Consider the following 17,347-nt stretch of genomic DNA (forward strand, 5'->3'; position numbering starts at 1 on the left):
GGTGACCGTACGCGAGGGATGGCAGGGCCGTTACTTCGAGGACTTCGAGGTCGGTGACGTGTACCGGCACGGGCTCGGGCGCACGGTCACGCAGGCGGACAACATCTGGTTCACCCTGCTCACGCAGAACACCGCCCGGGTCCACTTCGACGCGCACTACGCGGCGCAGACCGAGTTCGGGCGGCCGCTCGTCAACTCCGCCTTCACGATCGCGCTCGTGACCGGGCAGTCCGTCAACGACGTCTCCTACAACGTGATGGCGAACCTGGGCTGGGACGAGGTGCGATTGCCGAACCCCCTGTTCGAGGGCGACACGGTCTACTCGTCGTCCGAGGTGCTCACGCTCAGGGAGTCGCGTTCCCGGCCGGAGGTCGGAATCGTCACCGTGCGGACCACGGGCACCAATCAGGACGGGACGGTCGTCATCACCTTCAACCGGACGGTGATGGTCTACCGGCGAGGCTTCGGACCCGTACAGGGACCGATGACCGGCGGATGACCGCCGGTCGGCCCGGCCCTCTCAGGCCGGGTCGCCCTCTCGGGCCAGGTCGTCGGAGTGGTCCGACAGCAACTCGGCCACCAGGTTCTTCGGCCCGATCTCCACCAGGCTCAGCGACGTCTCGGTACGTTGCACGCCCTCGATCTGCCAGATGCGTTCCATGAGCAGCTGCCGCAGGTGCAAGTGGTCACGGACCCGGAGCCGGGCGAGCAGGTCGATGGCGCCGGTGACGATGTCGAGCCCCTCCAGCTCGGGGATGAGGGCGAGCTTGTCGACGAGGTCCCTCTGCTGGTAGCCCTGAACGGCGGTGATCGTCAGATACACCGTCATGGGGAAACCCGCGGCGCTCCAGTCCAGATGCACGCCGTACCCACGGATCACGCCGAGGCGCTCCAGACGCGCGATGCGCTCTCCGACCGCGGGGGCGGACATCCCCAGCTCACGGGCCAGCGCCCGTTGGGAGCGCCGGGAGTCCTTGCTGAGCAACACGAGTATCTGCCTGTCCACGTCGTCGAGCGGGACCGGCGGAGACTGCGCCGGCATGGCCAGATCTCGCAGCGGAGCGGTCGAGGAGTTGGGTGTGGCGGAGCGGCGGCGTGGGGGCATGGTGGGAAGGCTACCGGGCCGGATGCGTCGAAAGCGTACTTCAACCCGAAGTCACCCGTATGGGGAACACCACAGTGCAAAAGCGCTTGGTCGGTTGCCGTGGGTGAGGACCGTTCGCAGGGCGGCGGTTGAGTGATCAAATACAACGAAGAGGTACGGACTGGCAATTAACGGGCGAATGGATAGTATTGGCTCGGATCTCCTTACGGATGACTATTTCGTGGGTCGAGTTGGGTTTCACTTCGCGCGCCGCCGACGCGGACGGTGCGTGAATCACCAGAACGGAGCGTGAGGGCCGGTGCGGGTCTTCGACAGCAACTGGATGCAGATCGCCGACTATCTCGAACGCGACGATCGCATCGTGCTTCCGATCGGCTCGACGGAGCAGCACGCGTACCTCTCGCTGGGAACGGACGCGCTGCTGGCCGAGCGGGTGTCGGTGGAGGCGGCGGAGCCACTCGGCGTGCCGGTCCTGCCGGTCCTGCCGTTCGGCATGGCGCCGTACTTCACCGAGTATCCGGGCAGCATGAGCCTGCGGATGAGCACCTACATCGAGGTGATGCGCGACCTGCTGGACGGCCTGGCCTCCCAGGGCTTCCGGCGCATCGCGGTGGTCAACGGCCACGGGGGGAACTCACCCGTCGCCGGTCTCATCCGCGAGTGGGTCTGCCGGCCGCGGGAGCACCGGGTGCAGGTCCTGTTCCACAGCTGGTACAACGCGCCGAAGACGGCGGAGGCCGCCTCCCGGTTCGACGACGACCAGTTCCACGGCTCCTGGCTGGAGAACTTCGCCTGGACCAGGGTCGCCGGAGTCGAGATCCCCAGTGGCAGCGCGCCGGTCATCCCGCGGTCGATGGCGAACGACGTGACCGCGCGGGAGATGAAGGAGCTCTCTCCCGACGGGAGCCTGGGCGGGGCCTACCAACGCAGTGACGAAGACATGCAGATCGTGTGGGACGCCGGCGTGGCCGAGGTCCGCGAGCTGCTCGAGAAGGGATGGCTCGACCAGTGACAACAGGTAACGGCAGGACCGCCGTGGTCACCGGCACGGCACACGGGATCGGGGCGGCCATCGCGGCCGCGCTCGAGGCGGACGGGATCCGGGTGCACGGCGTCGACAAGGACACCGTGGACGTGACCGACTCGTCCGCGGTCAACGCCTTCTTCGCCGAGATCGGTGACGTCGACATCCTGGTCAACAACGCGGGCGGCGTCGTCGGCCAGGTGCACCACCCGATCGAGGAGATCACCGACGAGGGCTGGTCCGCCGTGGTCGCGGCCAACCTGACCAGCACTTTCCTGTGCACCAGGGCGGCGGTGCCGGGCATGAAACGGCGAGGCTCGGGACGCATCGTCAACATCTCGTCCGGCGCGGGCCGCAGCGTCAGCCTCACCGGCATCCAGGCCTACGCCAGCTCGAAGGCAGGGCAGATCGGCTTCACCCGCCAGATGGCTCACGAGCTGGGCCGGTTCGGCGTCACGGTCAACTGCATCGCGCCGGGGTTCGTACTGTCCAACCCCTCGACCATCAAGCAGTGGGAGAGCTACGGCGAGCAGGGCCAGGCCGAGCTCATCGAAGGCATCGCGGTACGCCGGCTCGGCGCGGCCGAGGACATCGCCCACGGTGTCCGGTTCTTCGTCTCCGAGGCCTCGTCCTGGATCACCGGTCAGACTCTCTCGATTGATGGCGGACATGCTCTCTTTTAATTCGACCGACGCCGAGTATCTCGAAGAGCTCGCCGGTTACGTCGCGGTGCCCAGCGTGAGCCGGGACGCGACCGAGGAAACCATGCGGTCCGCCGCCGAATGGCTCGCGGCCCAGCTGACCTTCGCCAATGCCCGCGTCGTCGCGACGGCGGGTCACCCGCTGGTGAGGGGCGAGTGGCTCGGGGCGCCCGGCGCCCCCACCATCCTCGTCTACGGCCATTACGACGTGCAGCCGACGGGGGACCTCGCCGAGTGGCACACTCCGCCCTTCGAGCTCGTCGTCGACGGCGACGTGATCCGCGGACGCGGGGTCACCGACGACAAGGGCCCGGTCTTCATCGTGCTCAAGGTGGCGCAGGCGTTCATCGAGCAGGAGGGCGCGCTGCCGCTGAACATCAAGTTCCTCCTCGAAGGAGAGGAGGAGATCGGCAGCCCCCACCTTCCGGCCTACGTGCGTGAGCACGCGGACGAACTCGCGGCCGACCTGGTGATCTCCGCAGACGGAGCCATGTGGCGCCCGAGCGAGCCGTCGCTGTCGATCGCCTCCAAGGGCCTGGTGACCCTGGACATCGAGGTCACCGGGGCGGACGCGGACCTGCACTCCGGACGGTTCGGCGGCACGGTGGCCAACCCCGTGCACGCCCTGAGCGAGATCCTGGCCGGGCTGCACACGGCCGACGGGCGGGTCGCGGCCGACGGCTTCTACGACGGGATACCCGAGCTGAGCGACGAGCGCCGCGCCGACATCGCGGCGGTGCCCTTCGACGAGGACCGCTACCGGGAGGGCCTCGGCCTCGACGAGGTCTTCGGCGAAGCCGGCTACAGCACGCTGGAACGGCTCTGGGAGCGTCCCACGCTCGAGATCAACGGGCTCCGGGCCGGCGGCAAGTACACCGTCATCCCGCACATCGCGACCGGTCACATCTCCTGCCGGCTGGTACCGGGCCAGCGCCCGGAACTGGTGCTGGCGGCGATCACCGACCACGTGCTCGCGCAGAAGATCCCCGGCGTCCGCGTCACGGTGCGCCCCGACGAGGCCGGCGTGCCCGCGTACACGATCCCCGCCGACCACCCGGCGATCCGGGCGGCGAGCGCGGCGCTCGAACACGTCTACCCGGGCCGCGACGTCCTGCTGGCGGTCATCGCCGGGACGCTGCCGGCCACGGCGCTGTTCGAGGAGGTGCTGGGCGCCAAGACGCTCTTCTTCTCCTTCTCCACGGCGGACGAGAACCTGCACGCGCCGAACGAGTTCATGCGCATCTCCCGCCTGCGCGAAGGCATGCGCGCCTGGGAACAGCTGTGGCGGCTGCTCGCCGATGGACCGCACCGGCTGGCCCCGGTCCGCCGCGACGGGTCCGCGTGATGACCGGCGAGCCTTACCGGTCCTACGGTTACCTCACCCCGGGCGTCGATCTCCCCGTTTTCGAGCTGGCCCCGGAGTTCGACCGCGTTCCGCCGTACGCCGACGGGCTCGGCGCGGAGGACCGGTCGCGGGCGGAGCGGCTGCTGCGCGACAACATCGTCGTCAGCCTGCACGACCACCCGGTGCGGTTCCCCGACGACATGCGGCAGACCCCCGAGTACAACCGGACGGGACGCCAGCACACGGCGTTCGCCGGGCTCGCCGCCTCGGGCATGACCGTGGTGTTCGACAACATGATGGACGGCACCGCCTGCGTCACCGGCAACGCGCCGTGGCGGTGGCTGGACATCATCACCGACCTCGGCATGCGGCAGGCCGACATCGCGCACCAGAGCGACGTCGTCGTGATCCGGACGCTGGCCGACATCCACGACGCCCATCGGGCGGGCAAGGTGGGGCTGCTGTTCGGCCTGGAGGCCGCGACGCCCATCGAGAACGAGATCGACCGGCTCGACGTGCTGTACGGCCTCGGCCTGCGGCAGATCGGCATCGCCTACTCCGACGCGAACGCGCTCGGCAGCGGCCTGAACGAGACCGTCGACGGCGGCCTGACCGACTTCGGCAGGCGGGCGGTCGCCCGGATGAACCAGCTGGGCCTGGCCGTCGACATCTCGCACTCCTCCGACCAGACCGGCATCGACACCTGCTCCGTCAGCGAGCGCCCCGTCTTCATGACGCACGCCGGAGCGCGTGCGGTCTGGGACACCCCGCGGATGAAGTCCGACGACGTCCTGCGCGCCGTGGCCGAGACGGGCGGCGTGATCGGAATGTCCGCGGCGCCGCACACGACGCTGTCCCACGCCCATCCCCGGCACACCATCCTGTCGGTGATGGACCACTTCCGGTACTGCCTGGACCTGGTCGGCATCGAGCACGTCGCGTTCGGACCCGACACCCTCTACGGCGACCACGTCGGCCTGCACACCGTCTTCGGGCACCTGCTCAAGGTGGGAGCCGCCGCCCCCGGGGGGCCCTCCTTCGAAAAGGTGGAGTACGTGGACGGGCTGGAGAACCCGACCGAGAACTTCGCCAACATCTGCGGATGGCTGGTGCGGGAAGGGTTCTCCGACAGCGAGATCGCCGCCGTGCTGGGCGGCAACATCCTGCGGGCACTCGAGCAGATCTGGGCCTAGTGGCGAGTTACGACAAGAAAGAGGACAACGATGTCCGTTGACGACCAGAGCTCGGCTCAGGCGACCGCAGAGCCGAACGAACAGCTCGCCCAGCTCAGCGCGGAGTTCTTCCAGGTAAAGCACACGGCCGACCCGTTCAGCGCCACGATGCTGGGCGTCTCGGGCTTCGACGGCCTGGTGCCCGATCCCAGCAGGGCCGGCTCCCAGGCCGACGCCGCGAAGATCTCCGATATCGAACGGCGGCTCCGGGACATCGACCCCGATGGCCTGAACCCGGCCGACCGGATCAACCACGCGGTGCTCGGCCGCCTCGCCTGGGGCGTGCGGTCCGATCTGGAGCACGCGCTGTGGGAGACGGGAGCGTCCGCCGACGGCTACTCCGCGCCGCAGGCGATGATGTTCATGTCACTCCCGGCCGCCTCCCTCACCGACGCGGCGGCCGTCGAGCAGTACATCCAGCGGCTGACCGCCCTGCCCCCGTTCCTCGACGCGATCCTCGACCGCTACCGGGCGGCCAAGGCGGACGGGCGGATCCCGACCCGCGTCGGGGTCGGCCAGGCGGTGGACCAGCTCACCGGACACCTGTCGCTGAGCCTGGCCGACGACACCCTGCTCAGCCTGCGGCTGCCGGGAGACGTCGACCACGACCGGGTCAGGGCCCGCGCGTCCGAGATCGTCTCCGAGTCCGTCCGCCCCGCCCTGCGGCGCCTGCTCGCCGGCATCGAGGACGAACTGCTGCCCGTGGCCCGCGCCGACGACCGGGTCGGCATCCGGTTCGTCCCGGGTGGCGAGGAAGGCTACCGCGACGCGGTACGGCGGCACACCACCACCGATCTCAGCCCGGAGGAGATCCACCAGATAGGCCTGGACGCTCTCGCGGACCTGCGGCAGGAGTGGGCCGAGCTGGGCGGACGGGCGCTCGGCACGAGCGACGTGGCCGAGGTCATGTCCCGGCTGCGGGACGACCGTTCGCTGCGGTTCGTCGACGGCTCGCAGATCGTCGACACGGTCGCCGACGCGCTGCGCCGTGCGGAGGAGGTCCGCGACAGGTGGTTCCCCGCGTACGACATCGCCGACTGCGTCATCGAGGAGATCAACCCGATCGAGGCGGGCAACGCGGCGCTCGCGCACTATCGGCCACCGGCGGGCGACGGGTCCCGTCCCGGCGCGCACTGCGTGCTCACGACCGACCCGCAGGAGCGGTTCGTCTACGAGTACGAGGCGCTGGCCTTCCACGAGAGCACGCCCGGCCATCATCTCCAGATCGCCTCCGCGCAGACGCTGACGGATCTGCCGGACTACCGGCGCTTCCTCGACGCCGAGGTGTGCGGCTACGTCGAGGGCTGGGGCCTGTACAGCGAACGCCTGGCCGACGAGATGGGGCTGTACACCTCCGACATCTCCCGGTTGGGAATGCTCTCGTTCGACGCGCTGCGAGCCTGCCGCCTGGTGGTCGACACCGGCATGCACCACCTGGGCTGGTCACGGCAGCAGGCCATGGAGTTCATGTGGAACAACACCGCGACCACGCACGCCAACGTCCGCAATGAGATCGACCGCTACATCTCGTGGCCCGGTCAGGCGCTGGCATACATGATCGGCCGCCGCGAGATCCGCCGCCTGCGCGCGGTGGCCGAGGACCGGCTCGGTGCCCGCTTCGACATCCGCGGCTTCCACGGCGCGGTTCTCGGCAACGGCGCCGTTCCGCTCGGCGTCCTCGACCAGATCGTCACCGGCTGGATCGACACCGAATCCCTCTGACGTCTCTCTGAGATGTCCCTCCGATGCCTGAGGCCTGTCGGACGCTCGCACGGCCTCTCACCCCCCGTATGCCTCACGGCCCTCCGTCCCCCCGCATGCTTCACCTGAATGAGGAGTGCACATGTTCGTAGAGATCAATGGAGCTCAGCTCAACGTCGAAGTCCTCGGCGACGAGGGCGCGCCGGTGCTGATCGCCCACCACGGCGGCGGAGGAATCGGCTCCCTCGCCGAGCCGAAGTCGACGTTCGGCCCGCTCGCCGACCTGTTCCGCGTCATCGTTTTCGACGCGCGCGGCTGCGGCCTGAGCGAGGCCGCGCCGCCCTACTCGCACGCCCAGTGGGCCGCGGACGTCGACGCGCTGCGCGAGTGGGCCGGCGCCGAGAAGATCGTGGTCACGGGCGGCTCCTACGGCGGTTTCATCGCCATGGAATACGCGATCGCCTATCCCGACCGGGTGAGCGCGATGATCCTGCGGGACACCTCGCCGGACCGCGAGAACCTGACCTCCGCCGTCGAGAGGGCGCGCGCGCAGACCCGGGTGAAGCTGAACTGGGAGAACTACGACCGCTACTGGAGCGGCAACATCCGCGACGACGCCGACCTGAAGGCCTGCTGGGCCGAGCTGATCCCGCTGTACGACTTCGAATACGACCCGGTGGCGGCCACGGCGCGGGTGGAGGCCGGCATCTACCGTCACGAGGCGCACAACTGGTGCTTCCAGCACAACGCGCCGATCTATGACGTCAAGCCGCAGCTTCCCTCGGTCACCTGCCCGACCCTGGTCACCGTGGGCCGCACGGACTGGATCACCCCGGTGTCGTCGGCGGAGACGATCGCGTCACTCATCCCGAACTCGAAGCTGGTCGTCTTCGAGAAGTCCGGCCACTCCCCGCAGATCGAGGAGGCCGAGCTGTTCCAGCAGACGATGCGCGACTTCCTCGCCGAGGCGCTGCCGGATCTCGGGGCCGTCGCCCGATGATCACGCGGCGGACGCTGAGCGTCCCTGATCTCGGTCCGGACGGACTCGACATACCGTACTTCGACATTCAGGGTCGCGGGGACGGACCGCAGCTCACGGTGCTCGCGGGCGTGCACGGAGCGGAGTACGCCTCGATCGCGGCCGTCCGTGAGTTCGTACGGAACCTCGATGACGGTGCCGTCTCGGGCCGGATCATCGCCGTTCCGGTGGTGAACGTGCCGGGATTCTGGGCCAGAACCCCGTTCATCGTCCCCGCCGACGGCAAGAACCTGAACCGGAGCTTCCCCGGCGATCCGGACGGCACCTTCTCCGAGGTGCTCGCCCACCACCTGTTCACCTCGTTTGTCGTCGGCGCCGACTACGTGGTCGATCTGCACGCCGGTGACATCCCCGAGGCGCTCGAGCCGTTCACGATCTTCGAGGAGTCCCCGGTCGAGGCGGCGTCGCTCGATCTCGCCGTGGCCTACGGCGCCGGGCACATCGTCCGGCAGGCCGCGGTGGCACGGACGGTGGCGGGCAGCACCTGCGCCGCCGCGGCGGACATCGGCATCCCGGCGATCATCGCGGAGGCCGGTCAGAACGGCCTGCTCGACCGGCCCGCGATCGACATGCACCTGGCGGGGCTGAGCAACATCGCCAGGTCCGTCGGTGTGCTCGACGGTGATCCGTGGCCGGTGCGCGACGCTCTCCGGCATGAGGGATGGCACTGGCTGCGCACCGACCGGGCCGGCTGGTGGCAGCCCGTCGTGACGACGGGGGAGTCGGTGCCGGCCGGTGGCCTGCTCGGAACCATGAGCGACGTGTGGGGCGAGGTGTTCGCCGAGGTGCGCGCGCCCGAGGCCGGCACGCCGCTGTTCCTGACGACCAGCCCCGCCGTGTCCGCCGACGGCCTGCTGCTCGGCCTCGCCCGCGCACCCCACAGCGGACCGCGCTAGCGCGGCGTTCCTCTACGGGATGGTCGCCCGGTTGCGCCCGCAGAGCATGCGGTCGTTCACCGAGGCCCTGACCAGCGCGTCGTCGGACGACCGTCCCCGGGGGAATGTCTTTGGATCTGTCCGCGACCGCCTCTTGGGTGAGAGGCCGGGGGACGACCGGTCAGCCTCGGTAGGGAGCGAGGAAGGGCTTGAGGGCGTCGATCACCTGCGTGGGATTCTCGTCCATCAGGAAGTGGCCGGCCTTCGGGATGAGCACGCTGCGCACGTTCTCGGCGACGGCCCGCATCTCCGTCTCCATGCCGGTGCCGACGGCGATCTCGCCCGCGATGGTCAGGACCGGCATCTTGAGCTTGGTCTTCTTGCGCTCGGTGTTCTGGGCGATGATCTCATCGATCGCCCGGTAGAACTCGAAGCTGCTCCGCAGCGCCTGGGGGCTCGACTTGAGCGCATCGACGTACACCTGAACGGCCGTGGCCGGCATCGAGGTGGGAGTCGTGCCCTTGGTGGCGAACTGGTACCTGAAGTAGATGTCCTCCCGGCCCCGCACCAGCTGCTCGTTGATGCCCTCGAGACGGTTGAACGGGAAGTGCCACAGCAGGCTGTTCAGCTGTCCCGGGAGGAACATGGCCCCGGGTTCGGTGAGCCCGGGAGTGATCGTCTCCATGGCCACATACCGCTCCACGGACTGGGGGTGGTCCGAGGCGAGCGCGTAACCCGTCCATGACCCCACATCGTGGGTCACCAGGGCGAAACGATCGTGTCCCAGGGCCTTCATGAGCTTCACCGCGTCGTTGGCGAGGGTGCGCGAGTCGTAGCCCGAAGCGGGTTTGGACGACAGGCCCACGCCGCGTGAGTCGATCGCGACGATGCTGAAGTCCCGCGCGAAGGCGGGCATCACGTGCCGCCAGGCGTACCAGGTCTGAGGCCATCCGCCGATGAACAGAATGGGAGGGCCGTCTCCGCCGGTCACCGCGTGGAGCCGCATTTTGTCGACTTCGACGTATCTGCTGGTGAAGGTCTTCCAGAAGTCCTTCGGCAGGCCCGGCAGGCGGGTGGCGGCCGTGGCGCCCTTCCCGGGCGCCGGCCGGGTGGCCGCCTGTGACGTACCTCCGGCAAGGAGCGGAACGGCCGCGGCGCTGACCGTCGCCGTCCTGAGCAGCCATCGCCGGCTGACCTTCCCGGCGTTTTCAGGCTCGCTGAACTCTTCACCGTTGTAGTTCATGACGGAAAAACCCTCTCTGAAGGAAATCGGATGCCACGTTGACGGTGGCGGCAGTGCCCGCCTCAGGGTCGCTCTGAAGCCGCAACAGGCCTGATGCGCCTGCTTGTTCGGTCGACCTGTTCCGTATCGATCGGTACCGAAATGGACGTTAGCACAAGTGGGACGACTTATGTATCGATCGGTTTGGATTGGCTACGATGGGCGGCATGAGCACCGTCAGGCAATCCACCATCGGACGTCCGCGTGGCTTCGACGCCGACCAGGCGCTGGATCGGGCGGTGGAGGTGTTCTGGCGACAGGGCTACGAGGGCGCCTCGCTCAGCGATCTCACCGCGGCCATGGGCATCAACAGGACCAGCATGTACGCCGCCTTCGGCAACAAGCGCGAGCTGTTCGACAAGGCGCTCGCCCGGTACGCGGCCATTGACATGGCCTATGTCCGTGACGCCCTGGCCGCTCCCACCGCCAGGGAGGTCGTCGAGACCTTTCTGGACGGGAACATCAAGGCGGTGACGGCGCCGGGTCGTCCGCCCGGATGCTTCAGCATCCAGAGCGGCCTGTCCTGTGGCGTTGAGAACGCCGATGTGAGCGCGGCGCTGGCCCGCGCACGCAAGGGTGGAGAGCTCGCGATGCGCGACCGCCTCCGCCGCGCGGTCCAGGAAGGCGACCTGGCTCCCGAGAACGACCCCGACGGGCTCGCCCGCTACATCATGACCGTGTCGGAGGGACTCTCCGTCCACGCCGCCGCCGGCGCCACCCGCCAGGAGCTGGCCGAGGTGGTCGCTATCGCCCTCCGGGCTTTTCCCGGCGAGTCTCGCCGGCCGTGAAGGAGAACGGAGCGGCCTCGGCGTGAGGCCGCCCGTTCCGGGTGGGCGTGCGGTGATCGCCCCGCCGCCGCGCAGGACGCCATGACCGGGACCGGGCCGGGTTACGACCTTTGGGGTTGCGGCGCCGGATAGGGCAGGGGCCGTGCCGCGCGAGGCTGGAGTCCGTCCAGTGCCAGGGCGAGGTAGCGGCGCCAGAGCTCGGGTTCGGTGGCGGCCAGCGGGGCGGCGGTCTGGTAGACGCCGCTCAGAAGCAACGCGATGTCGGTGCCGGTGATGTCGTCGCGGATCGCACCATGTGAGCGGGCTCGCTCGGTGAGCGCCTCCACGAGATCATGAAGTCGGTCGACCACCGCCCGCACCCGGGGATGCTGCTGAGAGGTGCCGGCCACGACTTCGCAGAAGGCCCGGTCGTTCGCCTGGAGCTCGATCGCGTCGGCCATGAACTCGTGCAGGGCCGCTGCCGGGTCGGTCGCGTCGACGAGCTCGGCCCCCTTCGCGAGGAGCGTGTCCAGGACATCGCCCACGATCGTCGCGATCAGCTCGTCCTTTGTCGCGAAGTGCCGGAACACCGTCCCCTTGCCGAGTCCGGCGCGCAGGGCGATGTCGGCGACGGACGCCTCCGTTCCCTCGGTCGCGAGCACCTCTCTGGCCGCACGCAGCAACAACTCGCGGCTGCGTACCGCGTCCGCACGGAGCCCGCCCGTAACTGTCGCCGGTGCGTTCCGGCCGCGCTGTTCGCTCATGGCCTCACAATAACCTGACCGGCGGGTCCACTTCTGGCGGTCCTAACATGACCGGCCGGTCCGCTTGCTGTACGCTTAACCTGACCGCCGGGTCCGTTTAGTGATCCGAGGGGAAACCGTTCTCGAGAGACCTGAAGGAAGAGCAGAAGCGATGAGCAAGCCGCTGCAGGGAAAAGTCGTCCTGATCACAGGAGCGTCGTCGGGAATCGGTGAGGCCGTCGCGCTGTCGCTGTCGGCGGCGGGCGCCCGGATCGCCGTCGGCGCGAGACGGATGGACCGGCTGCGGACCGTTGCCGAGCGCGCCGAAGGGGACGTGCTGCCGCTCGAGCTCGATGTCACCGAGCTGCGGTCCAACCGCGACGCCGTCGCGGCCACGGTCGAGCGGTTCGGCAGGCTCGACGTACTGGTGAACAACGCGGGCGTGATGCTCAGCGGGCCGATCGCCGGTGCCGACACGGCGGAGTGGGACACGATGGTGCGCACCAACCTGCTCGGAACGATGTACGCGACACACGCCGCCCTCCCGCATCTGCTGGAAAGCAAGGGGACCGTCGTTCAGACGTCTTCGACGTCGGGGCGCATCGCCTCGGCGGGTGGCGGCGTGTACGCGGCCACGAAGTTCGGAGTGAACGCCTTCTCGGAGTCGCTGCGCCAGGAGATCACCGCGCAGGGCGTGCGCGTCGTGGTCGTCGAGCCCGGATTCGTCGCCACCGACCTCGCGAGCCACATCACCGACCCCGCGACGCGTGCCATGGCGCAGGAGATGCAGAGCTCGATGAGGACTCTCCAGCCCGAGGACATCGCCGCGGCCGTGCTCTACGCCGTCAGCCAGCCGAGCCATGTGTCGGTGAACGAGATCCTGATCCGCCCCACCGACCAGACCCGATGACAACGGCGAGGGTGCCGCACGCGAACGTGTGCGGCCCCCACTCCTTGCGCGGCGGATCGTGCCGGGCGACATGCGGTCCCTCGTACGGCGGGGATCGGATGGTGGGCCGCCGAGCCGGTCGGATATGACGACTTCAGCCCTCTGGCATGCCCTCCTCGATGGTCCAGCGAATGCCGTGGGGAAGGAGGGAGTCCAGGAAGCCGGCCGGGTCGTAGGCCTGGGCGGGGGCGAGCACGCCCGGCTTGGCCGGATCGATGAGACGGCGACGCCCGGGTCTCGAATGCGAGACCCGGGCGTCGCCGTCTGTCGCGAATTACCCGGAACAGCCGGGCTTCTTCCGGTCCTGACCCCTCTGCGAGGGTCAGCCCATGTGCGGGTAGCGGTGGTCGGTCGCCGGGACGAACGTCTCCTTGATCGTCCGAGCGTTCACCCAGCGGATCAGGTTGAAGATCGAGCCGGCCTTGTCGTTGGTGCCCGAGGCGCGGGCGCCGCCGAAGGGCTGCTGGCCGACGACCGCGCCGGTGGGCTTGTCGTTGATGTAGAAGTTGCCCGCCGCGAAGCGCAGCCGCTCCGACGCCGAGGCGATCGCGCCGCGGTCCCGGGCGATGATCGAGCCGGTCAGCGCGTACTGGGAGACGCCTTCCATCTGGTCCATCACCGCGTCGAAGTCCGCGTCGTCGTAGACGTGCACGCCGAGGATCGGCCCGAAGTACTCCTTGGCGAAGATCTCGTCCGTCGGGTCGGACGACTCCAGGATGGTCGGCTTCACGAAGTAGCCGACGGAGTCGTCGTAGGAGCCGGTCAGCACGTTGATCGAGTCGAGCGAGCGGGCCCGGTCGATCGCCGCCTTGTGCTTGGCGAACGCCCGGTCGTCGATGACCGCGCCCATGAAGGTGGACAGGTCCGCGGCCACGTCGCCGACGGTCAGCGACTCGGCGGTGCCGACGAGCTCGTCACGGATCAGCGACCAGATCGAACGCGGCACGTAGGCGCGCGAGGCGGCCGAGCACTTCTGCCCCTGATACTCGAACGCGCCGCGGATCAGGGCGGTGGCCAGCACCGCCGGGTCGGCCGAGGGGTGGGCCAGCACGAAGTCCTTGCCGCCGGTCTCGCCGACCAGGCGCGGATAGGACTTGTACGAGCCGATGTTCGCGCCGACCGTCGACCACAGGTGCTGGAAGGTCGCGGTGGAGCCCGTGAAGTGAATGCCCGCCAGCTCCGGATGGGTCATCGCGACCTCGGAGACGGCCGAGCCGTTGCCGGTCACCATGTTGATGACGCCCGCGGGGAGCCCGGCCTCCTCCAGAAGCCTCATGGTGAAGTGCGCGGCGAACTGCTGGGTGGGGGAGGGCTTCCAGACGACGACGTTGCCCATCAGGGCCGCCGACGAGGGCAGGTTCCCGGCGATGGCGGTGAAGTTGAACGGCGTGATCGCCAGGACGAAGCCCTCCAGCGGCCGGTACTCCATCCGGTTCCACACGCCGGCCGAGGACACCGGCTGGTTCTCGTAGAGCCGGCGCGCGTAGTCCACGTTGAAGCGCAGGAAGTCGATCAGCTCACAGGCGGCGTCGATCTCCGCCTGCTGCGCGGACTTGGACTGGCCCAGGATCGTGGCGCCGTTCAGCGTCTGCCGGTACGGCCCGGCCAGCAGGTCGGCGGCCCGCAGGAAGATGGCGGCCCGCTCGTCGAACGACAGCGCACGCCACGCGGGCGCGGCCTTCAGCGCCGCGTCGATCGCGGCCCGCACGTCGTCGGCGGTGGCGTCAGCCGTACGGCCGAGCACGGAGGCGTGGTTGTGCGGCTGGACGACGTCGATCGAGGCGCCGCCGCCCATCCGCTGCTCGCCGCCGATGGTCATGGTCAGGTCGAGCTGAGCGCCGGCCAGTTCCTTGACGCGGTTCTCGAGCGCGGTGCGCTCCGCGCTGCCGGGGGCGTAGCCGAGCACCGGCTCGTTGACCGGGCTGGGAACGGTGAAGTTGGCATCCATCACTTGCCTCCAAGGGCACGAAGAAAGAAGGCGATGTTCGCGGGGCGCTCGGCGAGGCGGCGCATGAAGTAGCCGTACCAGTCGTCGCCGTAGGGGATGTAGACGCGCACCGTGTGACCGGCACCCGCCAGGGCCTGCTGTTTGTCGGTGCGGATGCCGTAGAGCATCTGATACTCGTAGTCGCCCTGGGAGCGCCCGAAACGGTCGGCGAGGGTCTCGGTGATCGAGATCAACCGGTCGTCGTGCGTCCCCACCATGGGGTAGCCCTCGCCCGCCATGAGGATGCGCAGGCAGCGGACGTAGGCCTTGTCGACCTCGTTCTTGTTCTGGTGGGCCACCGAGGCGGGCTCGGCGTAGGCGCCCTTGACCAGGCGGACCCGGGAGCCGCGCTGTGACAGGTCACGGCAGTCGGCCTCGCTGCGGAACAGGTAGGCCTGGATGGCGACGCCGGTGGAGGGAAAGTCCTCGCGCAGCGCCCGCAGGATGCCCAGCGTGGAGTCGACCGTGGTGTGGTCCTCCATGTCGAGGGTCACGTTCGCCCCGGCGGCGCGGGCGGCCTCACCGATCTGGCGGGCGTTCTCCAGCGCGATCTTGTCGCCGTCCGCTCCAAGAGCCTGGCCGACCGCCGAGAGCTTCACCGACACCTCGGCGCGGTCGCCGAGATTCAGTTCACTCAGCGCGTCGAGCAACGCGACGTAGGCCCCGGCCTTCTGTGCGGCGGCCTTCGCGTCACGCGTCTCCTCGCCCAGATGGTCGATGGTGACGGTGAGACCGGCGTCGGTCAGGCGGTGGACCGCCCCGACCGCGTCCTGGGTCGCCTCGCCCGCGACGAAGCGGTCGACGACCTTGCGTGTCAGCGGGACGCCGGACACCGCGCGCCGGACCAGCGGCAGCCGGGATCCGGCGAGAAGAAGGGAACCAAGCATGTCCCCACCCTAAAACCCCAGCTCAAATATCCATTATGTGCATCTGTCACGACCGGTGTGAAGAGTGTTCATACATATGTATGACAATGGTGGGGTGTTGCAGGAGACCGTCGACGAGATCGCCGCCAGGCTCGGTGCCTCCGCCACCCTGGAAGACCGTTCGTTCCAGCTCCTGGCCTACGCCGCGCAGAGCGGCGACATCGACGTGGTGCGGCAGGAGTCCATTCTCCGGCGCCGCGCGACGGAGGAGGTGCGGGCCTACTTCGAGGGGTACGGCATCGCGACCGCCCGCGGCCCCGTCCGGATCCCCGCCGACGCCGATCTCGGGGTGCTCGCCCGGGTGTGCGTGCCGCTGCGTCATCACGAGGTCACCTACGGCTATCTGTGGCTGCTGGACGACGGCACGCTCGGCAGTGCCGCGCTCGCCTCCGTGGCCGACCTGGTCGCCCGGGTGGCCGCGGTCCTCGCCCAGGAGGTCCACCGCCGTCAGGACCTGGGCAGGAACCTCCGGGAGCTGTTCTCGACCGACGCCGAGGAGCGCTCCTGGGCGCTGTCGGAGCTGGACGTGCGCGGCCCGGTGGCGGCGATCGCCGTCCGGAGCTCCCCGGACCGGGTCGCCGCGCTCTGGACGCTCCCGCGCGGCGTGCTCGCCGACTCCGCGCTCACCACCCAGGACGAGTCGCTGGTCGCGCTGCTCGTCCCGGCGGGCCAGGCGTGGGAGTTGGCCTGCCGGATCCAGGCCATGTACGGCACGGCCGCCGGGGTCGGCGGCGCCCGCCCCGAGCCCGCGCAGGCCTGGCGGAGCTGGCGGGAGGCCGTACAGGCGCTCAGGGTGGCCGACCGGGTGCCCGAGCTCGCGCCCGTCGCCGCCTGGTCCGACCTCGGCGTCTATCGGCTGCTCGTCCGGCTGCCCGAGGCCGAGCTGCGGGAGCTGGCGGGGGAGATCGGCCACCTGGCGGAGGACCCGGAGCTCGCCAGGACGGTGGAGGGCTACCTCGACCGCGCCGGCCACGTCCAGGAGACCGCGTCCGCGCTCGGGGTGCACCGCCAGACGCTCTACTACCGGCTGGGCAAGGCCGAGCGCCTCACCGGCCGCGATCTCGCCGACGGTGAGGACCGGCTGCTGATCCACCTCGGCCTGAAGGCGACCCGCCTGCTGTGACGGCCGGGAGCCGCCCGAGGGTTCGGAGGCCTCACGAGACCCGGTTTGAAGGTCGTCGCCCTTGCGCGTCCAGCTCCGAGTAGGCGATCGCCGCCCCGGCGGCGTCGGCCCCGGATCAGATGCGCAGCCGTGAATTGAGGACCATGTGATCGAGTCCGATGAGGCGATCAAGCTGGACCTTGCGAACTTCCGCCGCTGGGTGGGCATCCTCAAGGACCACGGCGTCGACAACCTGCACGACTTCGATCTGAGCCTGGCCCGCCTGCGAAAGGCCGCGAATGACGGCCTGGCCTACGCCTACGTGGACTCGCTGGCCACGATAGGGGAACTGCGAAAGATCATCGAGGACCCGCTGGTCCAGACGGTCCGCGTAGCGGACGTCACCTACGACCTCGAACGGCCTTAGACGGCCGGGGAGTGGGCGGGCCCGTTGATCTCCTCTCCGCCTCTCCGGTCTGGCCACGAACTCCGCCGCGCGGTCAGGCCAATGATGGCGCAGGCGGCTGCGCGTGACCGCACGGCCCCAACGCGGGCAATCGCCGATGTGG

General features: G+C 69.3%; 17 protein-coding genes. 12 read left to right on the forward strand and 5 right to left on the reverse strand.

Going from position 1 to position 17,347, the window contains the following annotated elements; genetic code table 11:
* The first annotated feature begins 1 nt into the window (after position 1).
* Positions 2-499, forward strand: coding sequence for a MaoC family dehydratase (locus DKM19_RS13500; protein ID WP_110695986.1), 498 nt, complete (start codon positions 2-4; stop codon positions 497-499).
* A gap of 21 nt (positions 500-520) precedes the next feature.
* On the opposite strand, the gene DKM19_RS13505 is transcribed toward DKM19_RS13500, so the two are convergent.
* Positions 521-1,105 (reverse strand): Lrp/AsnC family transcriptional regulator, encoded by a 585-nt coding sequence (locus DKM19_RS13505; protein WP_110695987.1) that lies wholly within the window; start codon positions 1,103-1,105, stop codon positions 521-523.
* Positions 1,106-1,403: 298 nt separating this feature from the next.
* On the opposite strand from DKM19_RS13505, the gene DKM19_RS13510 reads away from it, so the two are divergent.
* The 7 genes from DKM19_RS13510 to DKM19_RS13540 all read left to right on the forward strand — a co-directional run bounded on the left by DKM19_RS13510 (position 1,404) and on the right by DKM19_RS13540 (position 9,043).
* Positions 1,404-2,117 carry a creatininase family protein gene (locus DKM19_RS13510; protein WP_110695988.1) on the forward strand — a complete coding sequence of 238 codons (714 nt, stop codon included), beginning with the start codon at positions 1,404-1,406 and terminating at the stop codon, positions 2,115-2,117.
* On the forward strand, positions 2,114-2,812 hold the full coding sequence (locus DKM19_RS13515) for an SDR family NAD(P)-dependent oxidoreductase (protein WP_204358782.1): 699 nt from the start codon (positions 2,114-2,116) through the stop codon (positions 2,810-2,812). Before DKM19_RS13510 ends, DKM19_RS13515 begins: the two co-directional genes overlap by 4 nt.
* The gene (locus tag DKM19_RS13520) at positions 2,799-4,175 is read left to right on the forward strand and encodes a dipeptidase (RefSeq protein WP_204358783.1); all 1,377 of its coding nucleotides are present in this window, start codon (positions 2,799-2,801) and stop codon (positions 4,173-4,175) included. The genes DKM19_RS13515 and DKM19_RS13520 overlap by 14 nt, the downstream gene beginning before the upstream one ends.
* Positions 4,175-5,368: a dipeptidase gene (locus DKM19_RS13525; protein WP_110695991.1), complete on the forward strand. Its 1,194-nt coding sequence runs from the start codon at positions 4,175-4,177 to the stop codon at positions 5,366-5,368. The genes DKM19_RS13520 and DKM19_RS13525 overlap by 1 nt, the downstream gene beginning before the upstream one ends.
* A 30-nt stretch (positions 5,369-5,398) precedes the next feature.
* Positions 5,399-7,129 (forward strand): DUF885 family protein, encoded by a 1,731-nt coding sequence (locus tag DKM19_RS13530; RefSeq protein WP_110695992.1) that lies wholly within the window; start codon positions 5,399-5,401, stop codon positions 7,127-7,129.
* Positions 7,130-7,250: 121 nt separating this feature from the next.
* Entirely contained in the window at positions 7,251-8,108 is an 858-nt protein-coding gene (locus tag DKM19_RS13535) for an alpha/beta fold hydrolase (protein WP_110695993.1), read from the forward strand.
* Entirely contained in the window at positions 8,105-9,043 is a 939-nt protein-coding gene (locus DKM19_RS13540; RefSeq protein WP_110695994.1) for a succinylglutamate desuccinylase/aspartoacylase family protein, read from the forward strand. Before DKM19_RS13535 ends, DKM19_RS13540 begins: the two co-directional genes overlap by 4 nt.
* A 160-nt stretch (positions 9,044-9,203) precedes the next feature.
* Here DKM19_RS13540 and DKM19_RS13545 read toward each other — a convergent pair whose 3' ends face one another.
* Positions 9,204-10,265, reverse strand: a complete 1,062-nt coding sequence (locus DKM19_RS13545) for an alpha/beta fold hydrolase (protein ID WP_162641466.1) — start codon at positions 10,263-10,265, stop codon at positions 9,204-9,206.
* A gap of 206 nt (positions 10,266-10,471) precedes the next feature.
* Between DKM19_RS13545 and DKM19_RS13550 the strand changes: the two genes are divergently transcribed.
* A complete protein-coding gene (locus DKM19_RS13550) occupies positions 10,472-11,092 on the forward strand; it encodes a TetR/AcrR family transcriptional regulator (protein ID WP_110705700.1) in 621 nt (206 codons plus the stop codon).
* A gap of 101 nt (positions 11,093-11,193) precedes the next feature.
* On the opposite strand, the gene DKM19_RS13555 is transcribed toward DKM19_RS13550, so the two are convergent.
* A complete protein-coding gene (locus DKM19_RS13555) occupies positions 11,194-11,835 on the reverse strand; it encodes a TetR/AcrR family transcriptional regulator (RefSeq protein ID WP_110695995.1) in 642 nt (213 codons plus the stop codon).
* A gap of 151 nt (positions 11,836-11,986) precedes the next feature.
* Between DKM19_RS13555 and DKM19_RS13560 the strand changes: the two genes are divergently transcribed.
* Positions 11,987-12,724 carry an SDR family NAD(P)-dependent oxidoreductase gene (locus tag DKM19_RS13560; protein ID WP_110695996.1) on the forward strand — a complete coding sequence of 246 codons (738 nt, stop codon included), beginning with the start codon at positions 11,987-11,989 and terminating at the stop codon, positions 12,722-12,724.
* Between the two features lie 361 nt (positions 12,725-13,085).
* On the opposite strand, the gene pruA is transcribed toward DKM19_RS13560, so the two are convergent.
* Positions 13,086-14,711 carry an L-glutamate gamma-semialdehyde dehydrogenase gene (gene pruA / locus DKM19_RS13565; RefSeq protein WP_110695997.1) on the reverse strand — a complete coding sequence of 542 codons (1,626 nt, stop codon included), beginning with the start codon at positions 14,709-14,711 and terminating at the stop codon, positions 13,086-13,088.
* A complete protein-coding gene (locus tag DKM19_RS13570) occupies positions 14,711-15,637 on the reverse strand; it encodes a proline dehydrogenase family protein (RefSeq protein WP_110695998.1) in 927 nt (308 codons plus the stop codon). The genes pruA and DKM19_RS13570 overlap by 1 nt, the downstream gene beginning before the upstream one ends.
* Positions 15,638-15,713: 76 nt before the next feature.
* Between DKM19_RS13570 and DKM19_RS13575 the strand changes: the two genes are divergently transcribed.
* Positions 15,714-16,799, forward strand: coding sequence for a CdaR family transcriptional regulator (locus tag DKM19_RS13575; protein ID WP_110695999.1), 1,086 nt, complete (start codon positions 15,714-15,716; stop codon positions 16,797-16,799).
* Between the two features lie 145 nt (positions 16,800-16,944).
* The gene (locus tag DKM19_RS13580) at positions 16,945-17,205 is read left to right on the forward strand and encodes a hypothetical protein (RefSeq protein WP_110696000.1); all 261 of its coding nucleotides are present in this window, start codon (positions 16,945-16,947) and stop codon (positions 17,203-17,205) included.
* Positions 17,206-17,347: the final 142 nt, after the last annotated feature.

Source organism: Streptosporangium sp. 'caverna', assembly GCF_003203775.1.
Lineage (GTDB): Bacteria > Actinomycetota > Actinomycetes > Streptosporangiales > Streptosporangiaceae > Streptosporangium > Streptosporangium subroseum.

Excerpts from the sequence above, each read along its gene's own strand:
- DKM19_RS13520 (WP_204358783.1), top strand. The coding sequence starts at position 2,799 with ATGCTCTCTTTTAATTCGACCGACGCCGAGTATCTCGAAGAGCTCGCC.
- DKM19_RS13550 (WP_110705700.1), top strand. The coding sequence starts at position 10,472 with ATGAGCACCGTCAGGCAATCCACCATCGGACGTCCGCGTGGCTTCGAC.
- DKM19_RS13540 (WP_110695994.1), top strand. The coding sequence starts at position 8,105 with ATGATCACGCGGCGGACGCTGAGCGTCCCTGATCTCGGTCCGGACGGA.
- DKM19_RS13530 (WP_110695992.1), top strand. The coding sequence starts at position 5,399 with ATGTCCGTTGACGACCAGAGCTCGGCTCAGGCGACCGCAGAGCCGAAC.
- DKM19_RS13555 (WP_110695995.1), bottom strand. The coding sequence starts at position 11,835 with ATGAGCGAACAGCGCGGCCGGAACGCACCGGCGACAGTTACGGGCGGG.
- DKM19_RS13535 (WP_110695993.1), top strand. The coding sequence starts at position 7,251 with ATGTTCGTAGAGATCAATGGAGCTCAGCTCAACGTCGAAGTCCTCGGC.
- pruA (WP_110695997.1), bottom strand. The coding sequence starts at position 14,711 with ATGGATGCCAACTTCACCGTTCCCAGCCCGGTCAACGAGCCGGTGCTC.
- DKM19_RS13545 (WP_162641466.1), bottom strand. The coding sequence starts at position 10,265 with ATGAACTACAACGGTGAAGAGTTCAGCGAGCCTGAAAACGCCGGGAAG.
- DKM19_RS13560 (WP_110695996.1), top strand. The coding sequence starts at position 11,987 with ATGAGCAAGCCGCTGCAGGGAAAAGTCGTCCTGATCACAGGAGCGTCG.
- DKM19_RS13505 (WP_110695987.1), bottom strand. The coding sequence starts at position 1,105 with ATGCCCCCACGCCGCCGCTCCGCCACACCCAACTCCTCGACCGCTCCG.
- DKM19_RS13575 (WP_110695999.1), top strand. The coding sequence starts at position 15,714 with ATGTATGACAATGGTGGGGTGTTGCAGGAGACCGTCGACGAGATCGCC.
- DKM19_RS13570 (WP_110695998.1), bottom strand. The coding sequence starts at position 15,637 with ATGCTTGGTTCCCTTCTTCTCGCCGGATCCCGGCTGCCGCTGGTCCGG.
- DKM19_RS13525 (WP_110695991.1), top strand. The coding sequence starts at position 4,175 with ATGACCGGCGAGCCTTACCGGTCCTACGGTTACCTCACCCCGGGCGTC.